General features: G+C 54.2%; 15 protein-coding genes and 1 tRNA gene. 9 read left to right on the top strand and 7 right to left on the bottom strand.

Going from position 1 to position 19,336, the window contains the following annotated elements; all coding sequences use genetic code 11:
- Positions 1-18: 18 nt before the first annotated feature.
- Entirely contained in the window at positions 19-1,032 is a 1,014-nt protein-coding gene (gene tsaD / locus KGA69_RS09630; protein WP_015369630.1) for a tRNA (adenosine(37)-N6)-threonylcarbamoyltransferase complex transferase subunit TsaD, read from the bottom strand.
- Between the two features lie 238 nt (positions 1,033-1,270).
- Between tsaD and rpsU the strand changes: the two genes are divergently transcribed.
- From rpsU to rpoD, 3 genes are all read left to right on the top strand, one after another.
- Positions 1,271-1,486: a 30S ribosomal protein S21 gene (rpsU, locus tag KGA69_RS09625; RefSeq protein ID WP_001144069.1), complete on the top strand. Its 216-nt coding sequence runs from the start codon at positions 1,271-1,273 to the stop codon at positions 1,484-1,486.
- Positions 1,487-1,663: 177 nt separating this feature from the next.
- A complete protein-coding gene (dnaG, locus tag KGA69_RS09620) occupies positions 1,664-3,409 on the top strand; it encodes a DNA primase (protein WP_045392225.1) in 1,746 nt (581 codons plus the stop codon).
- Between the two features lie 150 nt (positions 3,410-3,559).
- The gene (gene rpoD, locus KGA69_RS09615; protein ID WP_015369628.1) at positions 3,560-5,404 is read left to right on the top strand and encodes an RNA polymerase sigma factor RpoD; all 1,845 of its coding nucleotides are present in this window, start codon (positions 3,560-3,562) and stop codon (positions 5,402-5,404) included.
- 70 nt (positions 5,405-5,474) lie between these two features.
- Here the strand turns inward: rpoD and mug are convergent, their stop codons facing one another.
- Positions 5,475-5,981 (bottom strand): G/U mismatch-specific DNA glycosylase, encoded by a 507-nt coding sequence (gene mug, locus KGA69_RS09610; RefSeq protein WP_045392228.1) that lies wholly within the window; start codon positions 5,979-5,981, stop codon positions 5,475-5,477.
- Between the two features lie 125 nt (positions 5,982-6,106).
- On the opposite strand from mug, the gene KGA69_RS09605 reads away from it, so the two are divergent.
- Positions 6,107-6,182, top strand: a tRNA-Ile gene (locus KGA69_RS09605).
- Between the two features lie 151 nt (positions 6,183-6,333).
- Here the strand turns inward: KGA69_RS09605 and KGA69_RS09600 are convergent.
- The 4 genes from KGA69_RS09600 to KGA69_RS09585 form a co-directional block, all read right to left on the bottom strand.
- Positions 6,334-6,633, bottom strand: coding sequence for a DUF1889 family protein (locus KGA69_RS09600; RefSeq protein ID WP_015369626.1), 300 nt, complete (start codon positions 6,631-6,633; stop codon positions 6,334-6,336).
- Between the two features lie 361 nt (positions 6,634-6,994).
- Positions 6,995-8,284: an anaerobic C4-dicarboxylate transporter family protein gene (locus KGA69_RS09595; protein WP_213293038.1), complete on the bottom strand. Its 1,290-nt coding sequence runs from the start codon at positions 8,282-8,284 to the stop codon at positions 6,995-6,997.
- A 185-nt stretch (positions 8,285-8,469) separates the two neighbouring features.
- On the bottom strand, positions 8,470-9,399 hold the full coding sequence (locus tag KGA69_RS09590) for a dihydrodipicolinate synthase family protein (protein ID WP_032709182.1): 930 nt from the start codon (positions 9,397-9,399) through the stop codon (positions 8,470-8,472).
- 250 nt (positions 9,400-9,649) lie between these two features.
- Positions 9,650-10,681 (bottom strand): LacI family DNA-binding transcriptional regulator, encoded by a 1,032-nt coding sequence (locus KGA69_RS09585; RefSeq protein ID WP_047050829.1) that lies wholly within the window; start codon positions 10,679-10,681, stop codon positions 9,650-9,652.
- A 437-nt stretch (positions 10,682-11,118) separates the two neighbouring features.
- Here KGA69_RS09585 and KGA69_RS09580 point away from each other — a divergent pair, with 437 nt between their 5' ends.
- Both KGA69_RS09580 and KGA69_RS09575 read left to right on the top strand, forming a co-directional pair.
- Positions 11,119-12,516, top strand: coding sequence for an MFS transporter (locus tag KGA69_RS09580; RefSeq protein ID WP_213293036.1), 1,398 nt, complete (start codon positions 11,119-11,121; stop codon positions 12,514-12,516).
- A 122-nt stretch (positions 12,517-12,638) separates the two neighbouring features.
- Positions 12,639-13,979, top strand: a complete 1,341-nt coding sequence (locus KGA69_RS09575) for a carbohydrate porin (RefSeq protein WP_045392236.1) — start codon at positions 12,639-12,641, stop codon at positions 13,977-13,979.
- A 131-nt stretch (positions 13,980-14,110) separates the two neighbouring features.
- Here KGA69_RS09575 and KGA69_RS09570 read toward each other — a convergent pair whose 3' ends face one another.
- Entirely contained in the window at positions 14,111-14,317 is a 207-nt protein-coding gene (locus KGA69_RS09570; RefSeq protein WP_131675848.1) for a hypothetical protein, read from the bottom strand.
- Between the two features lie 31 nt (positions 14,318-14,348).
- Between KGA69_RS09570 and KGA69_RS09565 the strand changes: the two genes are divergently transcribed.
- The 3 genes from KGA69_RS09565 to KGA69_RS09555 are packed head-to-tail and all read left to right on the top strand — an operon-like array spanning position 14,349 to position 19,330.
- Positions 14,349-15,431 carry a beta-galactosidase BglB gene (locus KGA69_RS09565; protein WP_045392239.1) on the top strand — a complete coding sequence of 361 codons (1,083 nt, stop codon included), beginning with the start codon at positions 14,349-14,351 and terminating at the stop codon, positions 15,429-15,431.
- Positions 15,432-15,463: 32 nt separating this feature from the next.
- Positions 15,464-17,947, top strand: coding sequence for a PA14 domain-containing protein (locus KGA69_RS09560; RefSeq protein ID WP_213293034.1), 2,484 nt, complete (start codon positions 15,464-15,466; stop codon positions 17,945-17,947).
- 36 nt (positions 17,948-17,983) lie between these two features.
- A complete protein-coding gene (locus KGA69_RS09555) occupies positions 17,984-19,330 on the top strand; it encodes an MFS transporter (RefSeq protein ID WP_080941171.1) in 1,347 nt (448 codons plus the stop codon).
- Positions 19,331-19,336 lie beyond the last annotated feature (6 nt).

Raw genomic sequence — 19,336 nt, 5'->3', positions numbered from 1 at the left:
TTTCCTTCTTGGTGGTTATCAGGCGGCCGGCAGTTCCGCCAACGGCCAGCGCGGCCGCACGGTAACGCCGAGGCCGGCATTGCCGCCGCCCTGCAGGCGGACCATCCCGGCGTAAGCGATCATCGCGCCGTTATCGGTACAGAACTCAGGACGGGCATAAAACACTTCGCCGCCGCGTTTGCTCATCATTTCCGCCAGCTTCGCGCGCAGCGTACGGTTAGCGCTCACGCCCCCCGCCATCACCAGACGCTTAAAGCCGGTTTGCTCCAGCGCGCGGCGGCATTTAATCATCAGCGTATCGACAACCGCGTCTTCAAATGCGCGGGCGATATCGGCACGGGTTTGCTCATCGTCGCCGTTGTTACGAATGGTATTGGCGGCGAAGGTTTTCAGGCCGGAGAAGCTGAAATCGAGCCCCGGACGATCGGTCATCGGCCGCGGGAAGACGAAGCGGCCTTCGGTGCCCTGAGACGCCATTTTCGATAGCATCGGCCCGCCGGGATAATCCAGCCCCAACAGTTTCGCTGTCTTATCAAAGGCTTCGCCAGCGGCATCGTCGATTGACTCGCCCAGCAGTTCATACTGACCAATGCCGGTGACGCTAATCAGCTGGGTGTGACCGCCGGAAACCAGCAGAGCGACGAACGGGAACGCCGGCGGATTATCTTCCAGCATCGGCGCCAGCAGGTGTCCTTCCATATGGTGTACCGGGATCGCCGGCACGTTCCAGGCGAACGCCAGCGAGCGGCCAACGGTCGCGCCGACCAGCAGCGCGCCCACCAGGCCAGGGCCTGCCGTATAAGCGACGGCATCAATATCTTTCGCCGTCAGGCCCGCTTCTTTGAGCGCCGCCTGGATCAGCGGAACGGTTTTACGCACGTGGTCGCGCGACGCCAGTTCAGGCACCACGCCGCCGTAGTCAGCATGTAATTTCACCTGACTATACAGCTGGTTGGCTAACAGACCTTGTTTATCGTCGTAAATAGCGATGCCGGTTTCATCGCAGGATGTTTCAATTCCCAGTACACGCATGAGTTGTTTTACCTCGTTTCAATACCGCGCAGTGTAGGACCAATGACCGGCGATGTAAAACTTTGCTCACCCCTGGAGTTCTCTTCGTGTATACTCCTCACCCTTATAAAAGTCCCCTTTCAAAAAAGGCGCCGGTGCTTTACAAAGCAGCAGTAGTTGCAGTAAAATTCCGCACCATTTTGAAATAAGCTGGCATTGCGGCCAGCGGCAAACCGAATTAATCAAAGGTGAGAGGCACATGCCGGTAATTAAAGTACGTGAAAACGAGCCGTTCGACGTAGCTCTGCGTCGCTTCAAGCGTTCCTGCGAAAAAGCAGGTGTTCTGGCGGAAGTTCGTCGTCGTGAGTTCTATGAAAAACCGACTACCGAACGTAAGCGCGCTAAAGCTTCTGCAGTGAAACGTCACGCGAAGAAACTGGCTCGCGAAAACGCACGCCGCACTCGTCTGTACTAATCTGTTGAGAGCGAAGCTCTCAATTCAGACCGAGTTGTAGTTGTAAGGCCGTGCTTCCGAAAGGAATGCGCGGCTTATTTTCGTTTATGCATTAGCAGATACACGAGATCGTTCAAACTGTCTTCAGGCGACATATCGAGGCCGTTTGCAGGATGCAGTGTATAGATTACGGGGCATATGGCTGGACGAATCCCACGCGTATTTATCAATGACCTGCTGGCGCGCACCGACATCATCGATCTGATCGATGCTCGGGTGAAGCTGAAAAAGCAGGGCAAGAATTATCACGCGTGTTGTCCGTTCCATAACGAAAAAACCCCCTCCTTCACCGTCAACGGTGAAAAGCAGTTTTACCATTGCTTCGGCTGCGGTGCGCACGGCAACGCCATCGACTTCCTGATGAACTACGACAAGCTCGAGTTCGTCGAAACCGTCGAAGAGCTGGCCGCCATGCACAACCTTGAAGTGCCCTATGAAGCAGGTAATGGACCGAGCCAGATAGAACGGCATCAGCGGCAGAATCTTTATCAACTGCTGGACGGTCTGAACACGTTTTACCAACAGTCTCTGAACCAACCCGCCGCTGAACCCGCGCGCCAGTATCTGGCAAAACGCGGCTTAAGCAGCGAGGTGATTACCCGCTTCGCAATAGGCTTCGCTCCCCCAGGCTGGGATAACGTTTTAAAACGTTTTGGCGGCAATCAGGAAAACCGCCAGTCGCTTATTGATGCGGGCATGCTGGTCACCAACGATCAGGGGCGCAGTTACGACCGCTTCCGCGAACGGGTGATGTTCCCGATTCGCGATAAGCGAGGCCGGGTGATTGGTTTTGGCGGGCGCGTGCTGGGCGATGCGTTGCCAAAATACCTGAACTCCCCGGAGACCGATATTTTCCATAAAGGCCGCCAGCTGTACGGCCTGTATGAAGCGCAGCAGGATAACGCCGAACCTCAGCGTCTGCTGGTGGTCGAAGGCTATATGGACGTCGTCGCGCTGGCGCAGTACGGCATTAATTATGCCGTGGCCTCGCTGGGCACCTCGACGACCGCCGACCATATTCAGCTGTTGTTCCGGGCGACCAATCAGGTCATCTGCTGTTACGACGGCGACCGGGCAGGCCGCGACGCGGCATGGCGCGCGCTGGAAACGGCGCTGCCGTATATGACCGATGGCCGCCAGCTGCGTTTTATGTTTTTACCTGACGGCGAAGACCCGGATACGCTGGTGCGTAAAGAGGGCAAAGAGGCGTTTGAAGCGCGGATGGAGCAGGCACAGCCGCTCTCCACGTTTTTATTCAATAGTCTGATGCCGCAGGTCGACCTGAGCACCCCGGATGGGCGCGCGCAGCTGAGCACGCTGGCGCTGCCGCTGATTACCCAGGTGCCGGGCGAAACGCTGCGCATCTATTTGCGTCAGGAGCTGGGCAACAAACTGGGCATTCTGGATGACGCCCAGCTTGAACGTTTAATGCCGAAACAGGCGGAAAATAGCGCTCCGCGCCCGGCGCCGCAGCTAAAACGCACGACCATGCGTATACTTATAGGGTTACTGGTGCAGAACCCCGATCTGGCGCCGCTGGTTCCGCCCTTAGCCGGTCTGGATCAGCAGAAGATGCCAGGGCTTGGTTTATTCAGCGAACTGGTCAATACGTGTCTGGCGCAGCCAGGTCTGACCACCGGGCAACTTTTAGAGCAGTATCGCGGGACAAATGAAGCGGCAACCCTTGAAAAACTGTCGATGTGGGACGATATAGCAGATAAGGATATCGCTGAACAAACCTTCACCGACTCGCTCAACCATATGTTTGACTCACTGCTGGAACTGCGACAAGAAGAGTTGATAGCTCGCGATCGCACACATGGTTTAAGCAGTGAGGAGCGCCGGGAACTCTGGACTATCAGCCAGGAACTGGCCAAAAAATGAATTTAACGGCTTAAGTGCCGAATATCGATCGGGAAGCCCCCGACAGCCGCGCTGAGGCGCAGCGGCAATAATATAAGTACGCCCTCGCTTTAAATGTTGGCAGTTCGTCTGCCTGCACCAATCAAACGAATTAAGTGTGGATACCGTCTTATGGAGCAAAACCCGCAGTCACAGCTGAAGCTTCTTGTCCAACGTGGTAAGGAGCAAGGCTATCTGACCTATGCCGAGGTCAATGACCATCTGCCGGAAGATATCGTCGACTCCGATCAGATCGAAGACATCATCCAAATGATCAACGACATGGGTATTCAGGTGATGGAAGAAGCACCGGATGCCGATGATCTGCTGCTTGCTGAAACCTCCAATAATACCGATGAAGACGCAGAAGAAGCGGCGGCACAGGTGCTGTCGAGCGTTGAATCTGAAATTGGCCGTACGACCGACCCGGTGCGCATGTACATGCGCGAAATGGGTACCGTTGAACTGCTGACCCGTGAAGGCGAAATCGACATCGCTAAACGCATCGAAGACGGGATCAACCAGGTCCAGTGCTCCGTTGCGGAATATCCGGAAGCCATCACCTATCTGCTGGAGCAGTACGACCGCGTCGAAGCTGAAGAAGCTCGCCTGTCTGACCTGATCACCGGCTTCGTCGATCCGAACGCTGAAGAAGATATGGCGCCGACCGCCACTCACGTCGGTTCCGAGCTGTCTCAGGAAGAGATGGACGACGACGAAGATGAAGAAGAAGATGACGACGACGACAACAGCGATGACGATAACAGCATCGACCCGGAGCTGGCCCGCGAGAAATTCGCCGAGCTGCGCACCCAGTACGAGCTGACTCGCGACACCATCAAAGCGAAAGGCCGCAGCCACGCCGCCGCGCAGGAAGAGATCCTCAAGCTGTCCGAGGTCTTCAAACAGTTCCGCCTGGTGCCGAAACAGTTCGATTACCTGGTCAACAGCATGCGCAGCATGATGGATCGCGTTCGTACTCAAGAACGTATCATCATGAAGCTGTGCGTTGAACAGTGCAAAATGCCGAAGAAAAACTTCATCACCCTGTTCACCGGCAACGAAACCAGCGAAACCTGGTTCAACGCCGCCGTGGCGATGAACAAGCCGTGGTCCGAGAAGCTGCATGACGTTAAAGAAGACGTTCAGCGCGGCCTGCAGAAACTGCAGCAGATTGAAGAAGAAACCGGCCTGACCATCGAGCAGGTTAAAGATATCAACCGTCGCATGTCCATCGGCGAAGCGAAAGCCCGTCGTGCGAAGAAAGAGATGGTTGAAGCGAACTTACGTCTGGTTATTTCTATCGCCAAGAAATACACCAACCGCGGTCTGCAGTTCCTCGACCTGATTCAGGAAGGCAACATCGGCCTGATGAAAGCGGTAGATAAGTTTGAATACCGTCGTGGTTACAAGTTCTCCACCTACGCCACCTGGTGGATCCGTCAGGCGATCACCCGTTCCATCGCGGATCAGGCGCGCACCATCCGTATTCCGGTGCATATGATTGAGACTATCAACAAGCTCAACCGTATCTCCCGCCAGATGCTGCAGGAAATGGGTCGCGAGCCGACGCCGGAAGAACTGGCTGAGCGCATGCTGATGCCGGAAGACAAAATCCGTAAGGTGCTGAAAATCGCCAAAGAGCCTATCTCCATGGAAACGCCGATCGGCGACGATGAAGATTCGCATCTGGGTGACTTCATCGAGGATACCACCCTCGAGCTGCCGCTGGATTCTGCGACCACCGAGAGCCTGCGTGCGGCAACGCATGACGTGCTGGCGGGCCTCACCGCTCGTGAAGCGAAAGTGCTGCGTATGCGTTTCGGTATCGACATGAACACCGACCACACGCTGGAAGAAGTGGGTAAACAGTTCGACGTTACCCGCGAACGTATTCGTCAGATCGAAGCGAAGGCGCTGCGTAAACTGCGCCACCCAAGCCGTTCTGAAGTGCTGCGTAGCTTCCTCGACGATTAATCGTCGCGCTGCAAACAGAGTAAAAAGCTCCCCGCGGGGAGCTTTTTTTATGCCTGCGATTCGGGCGCCATCACCGCCCTCGCCCCGCCAGCGCCTCATCCAGTTCGCGATAGGCTTCAACCAGCTTGTCCAGCGACGCCCGGTTTAAACCGCTGGGATTGGGCAGCACCCAGATTTCAGTTTCACCGATGGTCGCCTCCTGGCGTCCCCACTTCGCGCCACGCACCCTGAACGCCTGCTCATAGGCCTGCTTGCCGAGCACCGCCAGCGCCTGCGGCTGATAGTCCTGAATTTTGCTTATTAGCTCCTGCGCGCCATTACGCAGCTCCAGCAGGGCGACTTCGCTGGCCTGTACCGTCGGCCGCTCAACCAGCATGGTGATACCGCAGCCGGTATCCAACAGATGCTGCTCCTCTTCCGGCTTCAGCTGCCGCTCGGTGAACCCCGCCTGATGAATAACCTTCCAGAATCGATTGCCGGGATGGGCAAAATGAAACCCCGTATGCGCGGAGGACTTCCCCGGATTGATGCCGCAAAAGACCACCCTCAGCCCCGGCGCCAGGATATCGCTAATCATAATTTCTCCGGCTGAATGACTAAAAAGCTGATTATAAAGGATTGAAAATGCATTGTTTATAAAAACAGCAGGCGCGCGCTTTACGCTGGATTGCCGCGTGCAGTTACATTATAATCCCTCGCCACGGCCCCTTAGCTCAGTGGTTAGAGCAGGCGACTCATAATCGCTTGGTCGTTGGTTCAAACCCAACAGGGGCCACCAAATATCAAGGGCTTACGATTACTCGTAAGCCCTTCGTCTTTTCCAGGATACCTACAGAATACGGCAGGCAACTACTGCGGAGTACAAACGCGCTGGGTTAGAAGCTTGCAATATAGCGAACCAATCCGCTCACGGTTGAGCAGAGTTCATCTTATACCAGAGCCCGCAGCTCCTCGCGCATGTATGAAGAAAAGTACTCAGGATTCTTAATAACTATACGCTCGCCGGACTCAATTCGTTCCGCCCATCCAGCTAACGTTTTAGTAAATTCGGGATCCCAGCCCTCTTGAGTGCCCCGGGCATATACATCAGCCGCGCTGGCCGGAGCTCCTAACTCATTAAGATACTTGAAAATGCCTTTAGCCGTACTTTCATCCATGGTGTGCGGTGCTGAAGATGACGTGTTCATGCCATTAATAAAATCCAGTGCTTTATCAATTACTGCTGACATATTCTTATCCTTAAAATATCCACGTTCGGTACAAGGCTTTAATATGGACTATATTTTGCTTAAATATCAAAAGGTTTATCCATTTAATTGTTCAAATGTGAGCTATGTACAAATGGCTATATTTTTCTGCCGGGCAATCAGCACGGTAGTTAACATTATGCAAAGCGTGATTCTGGATATACATTGCTGGCGATGCCCTTCTGAGGCTACTACGTAGGCCAGCGCCATAAACCCGACAAAGCCAGCCATTTTCATGTCCCCAAAAGGTGATGATGGGGTGACAATTAAAAAAGGAGTTAAATCATCTAACTCCTTTTTGCTCAGTCGTCTGCCTGTATCACTTTGCCACTGCTCATATCATTCACTGAATCAAAAAAGCCAGCCCGGCTGCGAAAAGAATAGAAAGCAGCACCGATGCCAGGCCAGGCAGCAGAAAAGGATGATCGATAATATGCCGCCCCAGTTTAGTTGAGCCGGTAACATCCAGTTCCACCGCCGCCAGTAACGTCGGATAGTTTGGTAAAATAAAAAGCGAAGCGGTAGCCGGGAAGCAGGCCACCAGAATACCGGGGGCAACGCCCATACTCAGCGCGGCGGGAAATAAAATTTTTGTTGAAGCCGCCTGAGAATACAGGAAACATGACGCCGCCATAATAATAATGGCCAGCATAATGGGTGACTCCAGGAAGTGTGACGAGAGCGTACTTTGCAACCACTGCTGATTGCTGTCCATAAAGGTTGACCCCAGCCAGGCGACTCCGAGTATACAGATACAGGAGGTCATCCCGGTTTTAAATACCGAGCCGGACGGGACCTTTTGTACGTTAACCCGGCAACTCACCAGAATCAGCAGCGCAACGCCCAACATCACCCCTACCCGCGCCTGCCCGCTGCTCATGACCGGATCGATAATCAGCCCTAATTTGGGGCTGGTGACAATCGCATAGCACAGCACCACCACCAGCCCGACGATAAAGATCAGCACCGAACGAGCGGCATAAGGCGGGATCTCCCGCTCAGTCCGAGCCTTCACCTGCACCGGATTGTCATAGAGCCTATCCTGCCGGCGAATTCTGTCCCAGCACAGGTAAAACACGGAGGTGACCAGCAACGCAAGAAAGGTGGAAGGGATGGATACCGCAATAAGCTCAATATAGCCCCAGCCAGAATGGCTCTTTTCCAGAATCCCCGAAAAGAAAATCACCGCCGCGGAAATGGGCGATGCCACAATGCCAAGCAAAGAGGCGCTGACGGAGAGAGCGAGCGCCCGGGTAGGTTTTATATTGTTCTCTTTCGCCACGCCGACAATCACCGGCATACAGGCAAAAGAGACCTGTCCGGTGCTGGCCATCATGGTTAATAGCCAGGTGGAAAGCGGAGCGGTGATGACTAACAATCGCGGATAGCGGCGCAGCAGGCGCTCGGTGAGGTCAACCAGATATTCGATACCGCCGGCCTCCTGCATGGTCGCAATCGCCACAATCACCACCATGATAAACACGATAACCAGCATCGGCATATCCCCCGGCGTGGCGCCAAGCGCGCTGAGGACAATCACGCCAGCGCCGCCGGCAAAACCTACGCCGATACCGCCAACCCGCATGCCGATATAAAGAAATAGCAGCACGACCAGAAACTGAACTAATACCATAATTTGCCTCCACGGCTCCCTGTCCGGCATTAACCCTTTACATACTGAAATGACCTGCTAGTTCTGGTAGCCGGGTGTGTCGATCAGGATGACATCTCCCGGAGAGCTCGCGCTGAACGCGCCGATATCCGCAATACAGCAAGAGATCTTTCTGCATTGCGGATTAACAACAGACTCAGCATAAATTAACGAACGAGGCCCAGCTCAGCAGCGCGCATGGCGTCGTGGATCTCTTTTTCAGCCCCTTTTTCGAGCGGCAAAAGCGGGGAGCGGACGGTGGCATGCTCAAGGATCCCACGCGCGACTAACGCATGTTTCAGCGCCACGGTACCTTCCATATGAGAACCGCGGTGGTATACGCTTTTGGTCACCGGCAGCAGTCGATCGTGCAGCTCACGCGCTTTCACATAATCACCCGCTTTACCCGCCTTAATCATTTCAATTAATGGTTCAGGCGCGATATTACCGTAGCCAACCAGGAAGCCATCGACATCAAACGCGGTGTGCAGCAGATATTCATCGTGGCAGCTTAAAATTTGCAGATCCGGACGCTCGCGGCGAATAACCGGAATTTCAGTATCCCAGCGGCGCATATTACGCACGCCATTCTTCATGGCGAATACGCCAGGCTGTGCGGAAATATCCAATAACGTTTGCAGATTGTAAGTGGCTTTAGTGACATCCGGATACTGGAAAAGAATCAGCGGCAGGCCGCTTTCTTCATAAACCACGCGGTAACGATCCTGAGGCGCGCCGTCCTGATAGCCAAAACGCAACCAGCCGTGAGAAGGATACAGCAAACCAGCGGATGCGCCGGCGGCAACAGCACGCTTGGCCTCCAGCGCAGCGACTTCCGTCCCTTCTCCGGTGATACCGGCAATAATTGGAAGCTTGCCATCTACCGACTTCACAAATGCGCGGATCACATTCGCCTGCTCTTCCTGAGTTAGAAAAGTCCCTTCCCCTGCGTGTCCCAGAACCACCAGACCTTTTACGCCGTCAATGCTGCCCAGCCAGCTACCGAGGCGCTGGATGGCATCATAATCTACGCGCCCCTCGCGAGTGAAGGGTGTAACCGGAGCCGGAGTCAAACCTCTGAGATCGATGTTAATCATAAGTATCCCCTTGATGAGTAAGCGTATATTTGCAGGTTAGCGATCGTTTGAAACGGATATGAAATCGTTTCTGCAATCGTTTTCACTTAATTGACATTGAACCGCAAAAATAAAACCGTCAACGCCGAATTGGTTAAAAATGCAACGCAGATCACAAACTAAACAGCATTCCGCATCCGGGATGAGATCCGTTATACAAAATTCAATCCTCCCCGCTTTCACCAGGAAAGCCAGGAGGATCGCCGACGGATTAGTGACGTGGGGACGAGGTAGACTTACGAGGAATAAGGGAAGGCGTGGTAATCCGCATATTATTATTTACTTCTGGATTCAATAACATATCTACCGCATTACTGGCGATATGCTCCAGTGGCGTTCTAACCGAAGTCAGGGCTACGGGCAGCCTACTCACCAGAGGAATATCATTGTATCCCACCAGAGACAGATCCTCGCCAATCACCAGTCCTAGCTGATGCGCGGCCGCGAGCACGCCAATCGCCAACTCGTCATTGACGGCAAACAGTGCGCTCGGGCGATGAGGCTGGCTGAGAATTTTCATTCCCTGCTGCTCTCCAGAGGCGATATTAAAATCAGAATGGCAGCACCATTCCGCTTCGATCCTGAGCCCGGCCTCCTGCATTGCCCGCTCAAAGCCCTTACGCCGGTTAAGCGCATTGGAGGCAAAATCGGGACCGCCGATCAGGCCAATATCACGGTGGCCTAAATCTATCAGGTGTCGGGTTGCCAGATAGCCGCCAAGCTCATCGTCCCCGACCGATGAAGGACTAAACCCATCGGTGCGCAACGCCAGAACATGGGGCACATCCCGTTCACGCAGGGCTTGCGGCAAAGGATCGTCCAGCCGGCAGGTTGACATAATCAACCCATCCACACGACGATCCAGCAGCGATTCAACGGCGTTCCTCTCCTGCTCCTTGCTATCTCCGCAGGTCGCCACGATCGCGAAATACCCTCTCCTCGCCGCAGCCCGGGCTATCTCTTCGAAAAGCATCGCCGTGACGGCATCGGTCAGCCTCGGAACCAGGACGCCAAGCGTTCCGGTATCGCCACGGCGCAGGCTGGAAGCAACATAGTCCCGACGGTAGCCCAGCTCTCGGGCCACCTGGCGAATTTTATCTGCCGAGGCGCTACGCGAGGTGGGTAATCTTTCATCGAGTACGCGCGAAACGGTCGAGACGCTCACGCCCGCAGCGCGAGCAACGTCCCGCATTGTCACCAGCTTTTTTTCCGGAAAATCGTTCAGTTCACTTTCTTGATCCATCTGCTGCTCCAACTCATCAATGCGGGTAAAAATCCGTGTTGCCCGTGCAAGGGATACCATCGTGCAAACCGTGGGGTGAAAGGATCTTACGTCAAACCTCGCCCGGACAAAAGGAATGGTACTTAACTTTGCCGGGTTCATTCGACGGGCCGTTAATTCACATTTCTTATTCGTTTTAACCTGTATTCGTCACTTCGCTTTTTTGCTCGTGAGTTTATTCAGATTGTGAACTGTTCGACATTTATACAACGAGCGTAATTGACTTAGCGCCAAATCCAGCAAAGGATTAGCTGAGCGTGAAATCGATTGCAGTAACGTTACCACAAACTAATCAAGACAGCATTATATGCAGCACGTCTATGAATAAGGGTTCGTTGCCCTGTGGTTATTCAGAACCTTACGTGTATGCCCCAGACAACGTTTAACAGGGTAATACTATGTCAACTCAGGCCATTGCTTCAGATTACGCCGTTGCCAGCGGAACGACGTCAACACCAGACGCGCTGCTGGCAAGGCTGGAACGCCTCCCTATCACCCGACGGCTGAAGGCTATCCGCGTTATCGTCGGCTTATCGACCTTTTTCGATGCCTATACCATTATCGCTATCGCTTTTGCGCTCCCGCAGCTTACCCAGGAGTGGGGTTTAACGCCGACGTTTGTCGGTCTTATTATTGCGGCCAGTTATGTGGGCCAACTATGCGGCGCGCTATTTTTTGGCTCGCTGGCGGAAAAAATAGGTCGTATCGGCGTATTACGTATCACCATCATTCTGTTTGTACTGATGGATGCGGCCTGTCTTTTTGCATGGAACGGTTGGTCAATTCTGATTATTCGCTTTTTACAGGGAGTGGGAATCGGCGCGGAGGTTCCCGTTGCCAGCGCCTATATCAATGAATTTGTCGGGGCAAAAAGGCGGGGGCGGTTCTTTTTGTTGTATGAGGTGATTTTCCCCATCGGCATGATGTTTGCCGGGTTAGTGGGGTATTTTCTGGTGCCCATCTATGGATGGAAAGTCATGTTTTTAATTGGCTTAGTCCCTTCCGCATTGACCGTCCCTCTGCGCTGGTTAATGCCGGAATCACCCCGCTGGTTGGCCGCAAAAGGTAGACTAAAGGAAGCGGATAATATCGTATCTACGCTGGAATCAGAGGTCATCAGGCGCGGTATGACATTACCCGAGCCGGAAATGAAAGCCCCTACGGTGCAAAAAGCGGCTCCGGAAGGCGTAAAAGCCCTATTTGGCGGGATCTATAAATCCCGAACCTTTATGCTGTGGGGACTGTGGCTGACGGTTTATAGCGTCAACAACGGCATGATCACCTGGTTTCCAACCCTTTATAAAACCTGGTTTAACCTCTCTCTCGATACCAGTCTGGCCTACGGTTGGATCACCTCTTCCTGCGGCGTCGTGGCTTCAGTGATTTGCGCCCTGCTGATCGACCGTGTCGGGCGTAAGCGCTGGTACACATGGGCTTTTTTACTGGCCATCGTTCCGCTGATTACGCTTTCGATTCTCGGCGCCAAATCCGCCGTGGAAATTCTGATTCTGGGAAGCCTGACCTACGCCATTCTGCAAACCATCGCTTTCTCGCTTTATCTATACGCGGCAGAACTATATCCCACCCGACTACGCGCCATTGGCACCGCATATTCCAGCGCATGGCTGCGCGCAGGGTCATCCATTGGCCCACTGATGGTGGGTTATATCGTCGGAGGCTTCGGGATCCGTTTTGTGTTCATCACTTTCGCGGTCATTGCGCTGATTGGCGGCTTAAGTACCTGGCTCTTTGCCATTGAAACCAAAGGGAAATCGTTAGAAGAGCTGTCTCCATAAACGCTCCGTGGCTCCGGGAGATGCGGGGCCGCCTCTGGCAATAAAACGACGCACCAGGCTGATTCAACTGCGTCTTATCGGGAAAACTCCTAGACCTGGATCATCAACAGGCGGTGAAAAATATGAACAAACTGATTCAAAGCGGCACGATGCTGCTGGCTTTACTACACCCTTTCCTGGCGTTGGCCAACGATACGTTTTTTTCTCCCACAGCAAAAAACATGACCGGAGAGTGGGGCGGCGTGCGCACGGATCTGCGCCATCGTGGTTATGACTTTACGCTGGAATATAGTTCGATGACCGCCACGAATATTTCCGGCGGTTACGATCGCGATAAAACCCTGCGCTACAGCGATCAGTATATTCTCGGCATCGATATGGATCTGGAGAAGATTTTCGGCATTCACGACGGAGAATTTAAAGCGTCGCTAAACGATCGTAACGGGAGAGATTTGACTCAGGATCGTCTCCAGGATCCACGTGCTCCGGTAATCGGCTCGGGTGTTCAGAGTAACTACGGTCGGGGACAAACATGGCACGCGACGCAGTTCTGGTTCAAAAAAACCTGGCAGGATAAAAAGTGGGATCTCAAGGTCGGTCTCATGCCGCCAGGAGAGGACTTTGATAATAGCGGCTGTTTTTTTCAAAACCTGTCGTTGTGCGGTTCGTTAGCCGGGCACGGTAGCGGCGTCTGGTATAACACTCCCATAGGCCAGTGGGGTGGCCGCATTAAATACGCTCTTAGTTCGGCGCTTTATATCCAGGCTGGCGGATTTCAATATAACCCCAACTACGCTACCCGCCACGGCAGTTTCGAGCTCGATGGCACCGGGCATTTGGGGTACATGTACATTGTTGAACTAGGGCATAGGCCCACTCCAGGCGCCACATTCCTGCCGGACACCTGGAAAATCGGCGGCTGGTACAACACAGCGGACGCCAATGATGTACTGGATGACGACAATGGCGATCCCTATGTCCTCACGCGGCAGGCTGCCCGGCGACACGGCGGCCGTTACGGAGGTTATCTCTATGTCAGCCAGCAGCTGACCCACTCGGGCAGCCAGCGACAAAATGGCCTCAACATTTTCGGGCATCTGGCCATAAATGATAAAAATACGGCGACAATGGACTATCAGATCCAGGCCGGCATCATTTATAAGGGCCCTTTCGCCAGCCGCCCGCAGGACTTTATCAGCTTCGGCGTAAGTAAAATGCATGCCAACGCCAAAGTCGCTCGTCGAGCGCAGCTCCAGAACCAGATGCGAGGGATCGATGATTATGATGATCCCTTGTATGTCCCGGTCCGCAGAAGCGAGTATGCCGCAGAGCTGCATTATAGCTTTCACGTTACGCCATGGCTGACCTTGCGGCCTAATCTCCAGCTACTCGCCCATCCGGGAGGAATAGAGGAGATTAAAGATGCATGGGTTATCGGAAACCAGGTGACCATCAAACTTTAATAAAACAGGCCTCGCCGTGTGGACTGATAAGAAAATATAAGTAACAAAATCATGCAATTAAGCCACTCCACAGAGTGGCTTTTTTCTGGAATCAGTAATGATGGTTCGATAGTCTCCAGCCATTTTGCTGTTTACGCAAAAAATTTTAGCGCTTCCAAAATCAAAAATGAAACAGCGTTCCAACAACCTCTTGTTTTATCAACAGTTCCTGTCCCTTTTTCGCAAAAAACGACGCCCGCGCAGGGCAATAAAATATCGGCAAGGCTCACAAAATATAAACGCAAAATTTTTTCGTATTGCGCATACGAAATGCGTAGTGATTTAATTCTTATAGCCAAATCATCCTTAGAGCGAGAATGAGAATAAAAAATGGAAAAGCGTTCACTGAATAAAAATATTGATTTACTGCTGCGCGGATTTACTGAATTAAAAGATAACGGACGGTTTAATGAACCCAATCTTGACGGTAGCGCCGGGGATTATATTTCATTTTCCAGTTGGGAATGGCCGCAGGGCGTAGGGCTATTTGGTTTGGTACGTTTATGGGAAAACACGAAGTCTGATGAGCTATATCAAATTATTGACCAGTGGTTTCAGGGAAATATCGAAAAAGGTCTCCCAGGCCTCAACGTCAATACCACCGCGCCGATGCTTCCCCTCTCGCTTTTCTGGTCCCATAACCGGCAGCCGCACTACCAGCAGGTGCTGGATAACTGGGCAAATCGCGTGATGACGGAACTGCCGCGTACGCCGGAACAAGGCTTCCAGCATGTGGTTTCCGACGGCATTAACGACATGGAGATCTGGGACGATACGCTGTTCATGGTAGTACTGTTCCTCGCGCACTACGGCACGGTATCCGGGCGCCAGGAGCTGGTAGATGAAGCCGTTCGGCAATTCCTGCTGCATGCGCGCTATCTCAACGATCCGCAAACCGGGCTGTGGTACCACGGCTGGAGCTTTGTCGAGAACAGCAACTTCGCCAAAGCCCGCTGGGCGCGCGGTAATGCGTGGATTACCGTCGGTATACTCGAATTACTGGAACTAGCCGACGTAGGCGCGGGCGTTCGGGAGTACCTGATAGAGTGCCTGAAAAAGCAGGTTAATACCTTAATCGATCTGCAGGCCGCTAATGGCGCCTGGCACACCCTGCTCGACCATCCTGACTCTTACATCGAAATTTCCGCCACCGCCGGTTTTGGCTATGGCTTATTAAAAGGCGCGCGTATTGGCATTGGCGATGAACGATGGCTACAGGCGGGTATGAAAGCGCTGGAGATTGTTCAGGATAATATTGATGCCGCAGGAACGGTACACAATGTTTCTTATGGCACCCGAATGGGGCGCACCCTGCAATTTTATAAAGATATTCCATTACAACCTACCGGCTATGGACAGGCATTAGCAATATTATGCCTGAGCGAAGGTTTGCGCCTTGCTGATAAAAAATAAAATACCGCCCTTCTCTTTTGGAGAAAATAATAATGGCTATCGAATATAGTAATTTTAATTTAACGGCGGGTAATGCCGTGCGCTACTGGCAGCTATCCGATATTACCAGTTTACGCTATGACACGGCGGACACGCCGATGGCTGGCGAAATGGACCCGTTTTTCTTTTTAAGTAAACATAAAAACTTCATTCCTCATACCTACCCGTGCCGCGACGATTTTCGCCAGCACTTTGCTGAAAAAAAACCGCAGCCTTTCGCCAGCGCAAACTACTCTCGCTGGTGGTTCCCTTTTGCTTCCGACAGGGTCGATCTCTCCGGATTTTGGTTTCGCCCAACCCGCGTCGGCGCCTGGGCCAGAACGCTGCTCGATTGCCCACAGGCGGGCGAGTATCGTTTTCGCCTCGCCACCTGCGGCGGCGCGCTGCTGAAGCTTAACGGCGAAGAAGTACTCTGGATGGCTGATTATCAGCGTAACCTCGAAAACCAGCGTGAATTCAGCCTGTCGCTACAGGCGGGGAAAAACGAGCTGGGGCTGTGGTTTGATGACTTAGCCGAACGCGATATTCGCTTCTTTTTCCAACTCGACTACCTTGACGGCGAGCCGCTGCGTATTGCGCTGGCAACGCCGCTGACCGACGCGCAGGTCAAAGAGATGGAGCAGTTACTGGACGGCGTTTCCTTCGAGCATCCGGTATATAACCGCGGCACCATTCGCCTCGTATTTCCTCAACCCGCGTCGACGGACTACTGCCTGCACGTCAACGTGCTGGGGGATTTTATCTCGCTGGATGAACCGGTCACGCTCGATAGCCGACTCTCCGCCGGCGAGTCGCTGGTCGCCATTGCCGAAAGCGAAGCTATCCCGGCGGACTTCCGCAATTTCCACATTACGCTGCAGCGTGAAGGGTTCAAGATAAGCCGCACGCTGGGCGTCGAAATCTGCCACGCCGACCGCCAGACGGCAATCCCGACAACGCTGGAAGCGCGGATTGCGGAAGCGCTGGAGGTGGTCGCTCATGAAGGTGAATACAGCAGCGTCAAAGCGCTGGCGCGCCTGGCCTGCGGCCTGAACGATGAGCAAACCCAGCAGATGCTGGATGGGGTCCTGGCGTCGGTGCTCGACTGTCACGATTGCGCCGACTTTACCCTTGTGCCGTTGCTGTGGTGCCGGACGGTATGGGGCGACAAGATCGATCCTGCGGTTCGCGGGCGCATCGATGACGCCATACTGCGTTTTCGCTACTGGATGGACGAACCCGGTAACGATGTACAGTGGTATTTCTCTGAGAACCACGCCCTGTTATTCCACACCGCGGCGCTGCTGGCGGGCAATCTCTTCCCGGACGCGACTTTCACCCGTTCAGGACGCAGCGGGCGCGAGCAGGCGGCGGCGGGTAAAGCGCGGGTCATCAGTTGGCTGGACCATTTCGAGCAGTGTGAAATGGCCGAATGGAACTCAGCGCCCTACTTCCCCATTGATTTAAAAGGTCTCACCGCGCTGGCGGCGCTGTCCGGCGACGCGCAAATAAGCCAGCGCGCCATCGCGGCAATCACGCGCTTGCTGGCGCAGATTGCCCGCTCCGCCCACCAGGGTTTTCTGACCGCCTCGCAGGGACGTTCTTACGAACACACCCTACGCGCCGGACGCTCTCTGGAACTGGCGGCGATTTCGCGTCTGCTGTGGGGCAAAGGTAACTATGGCTGTCGTTTCCATGCGCTGCCGCAATTAGCCCTGCTGCTGCGTGATGGCCTGCTCACCCTTCCGGCGGAACTAGCAGAAGTTGCCGCCTGGCAAAAAGAGAGCGCCATCGAGTGGTGTTTTGCCCAGGGCGCTAACCGGATCGCCAAACTCTATCACTACAAAAACCGCCATGCGGCGATGGGGTCCATCGCCGGCTATCGCTGGGGAGAGTGGGGCTATCAGGAGACGCCGTTCCATTTACGTCTTGGCAACCAACCCGAAGCGCAGATCTGGATCAACCATCCAGGCGAGACCCTGCACGGCGGGTTCGGTCGCCCCTCCTACTGGGGCGGCTGCGGCACGCTGCCGCGCGTGCAGCAATATCGCGGGCTGGCGGTGCTGACTTTCAATCTGCACGCCGATCAGCCTGACTTTACTCACGCCTGGCTGCCGCAAAGCCAGTTTGATGAGGTCGTTATTAGCGGCCAGCGCGCGGCGGTACGCAGCGGTGACGGTATGGCGCTGCTGGTGGGTAATCAGCCGTTTGAAACGGTGAATACGGGGCCAACCCGCGGCTGCGAAATACGCCTTAACGGGCAACAAACCCGCTGGCTGGTTCGCATCAACGATCGAGTCGATAGCTCCCTCGAGACCTTCAGCGCATGTTTCAGCGACCTGACCATGATGCAGCACGACGACGGCAGTATTGAAGTGAACGATCCGCAGTACGGAACGGTGCGCTTCCTGGCCGATGGACGAGTGAGCGCCGAGAACCGCACGCTGGACCCACAGCAGTGGAGCGTCGTGGGCAGCAGCCGTGAACTTCCTCTGTAACCAACGCCCGGCAGAGACCGGGCAAGGAAAATAATAATGGATACGCAAATCGACAAACAGGCTGTGCCTTCCGGGCAGGCCTCTGATGATGTTAATCCGAATACGCTGCACAATCCCGCTCGCGAAATGGCTAAACCGAAAAGCAACTATCGCTGGGTCATCTGTTCCATGCTGGTGTTTGCCACAACGGTTAACTATATGGATCGCCAGATCCTCGGCCTTCTTGCGCCAATGCTGCAAAAAGATATCGGCTGGACGCAAATGGAATATAGCTGGCTGGTCAATGCGTTTACCGTCGCGTATGGCGTCGGCACGCTGGTATGCGGGCGAATTATCGACAAACTGGGGACCAAAATCAGCTATGCGGCGGCGATGGTCGTCTGGAGCGTCGCGGCGATGGCGCATGCGGTCGTCGGTTCGGTGGCGGGGTTTGCGCTGGTTCGCGTCCTGCTTGGGCTAGGCGAGTCCGCTAACTTCCCGGCGGCGATGAAGGTGATTGCCGAGTGGCATCCTAAAAAGGAACGCACGCTGGCGACCGGCATTCTTGGCGTCGCGGTCAATATCGGCGTGGTTATCTCGCCTGCGCTGATTCCGCTTATCGCAGTGCATTACGGCTGGCACGGCGCGTTTTTAATTCTCGGCGCCATTGGCTTACTGTGGCTGATTCCCTGGTTCATCGCTTTTGGCCCGGTGAAAGCGAAAGCCAGCGCCGAAGAGCAGGCGTGGATTGCTCAGGATAAAGAAGAAGCCGTCAGCGTTTCGGCCATTAAATGGACGCATCTGCTGGGCTATCGCCAACTGTGGGCCGTGGCATTAGGCAAAATGTTGACCGACCCAATCTGGTGGTTCTTCCTCTTCTGGCTGCCAAAATGGCTCAACGAATCCCGCGGTATCAACATGGAAGGTCTGGGACTGCCGCTGATCGTTATTTATCTCTTCGCCATCGTCGGCAGCCTCGGCGCAGGCTGGTTACCCGGCAAATTGATGAGTAAAGGATTTAGCACCGCCAGCGCACGTAAACTCACGATGCTGATCTGCGCCTGCCTGGTCCTGCCGATTTTCGCCGCCACCCAGGTCGAAAATCTGTGGGCCGCCGTCGCGCTGGTCGGGTTAGCTGCGGCGGCGCACCAGGGGTGGTCTGCCAACATTCTGACCTCGGTATCCGATCTGTTCCCGAGCGCAGCCGTCGGTTCTGTCGTGGGGATTGGCAGTACCTTCGGGATGATCGGCAGCGTGATCTTCTCTACGGTGATTGGCGCCGTGCTTGAAGCCTCTGGTAACTATTGGGCGCTGTTCGCCATCAGCTCTGTGGCTTATCTGCTGGCATGGGCGATTATGTATCTGCTGTTAGTGCCGAAGATGGAGCGGGCTAAATTCGACTAACCCGCT

This window comes from Klebsiella sp. A52 (genome assembly GCF_018388785.1).
Classification (GTDB): domain Bacteria; phylum Pseudomonadota; class Gammaproteobacteria; order Enterobacterales; family Enterobacteriaceae; genus Klebsiella; species Klebsiella aerogenes.
This window is presented reverse-complemented; position numbering and strand designations above follow the sequence as displayed.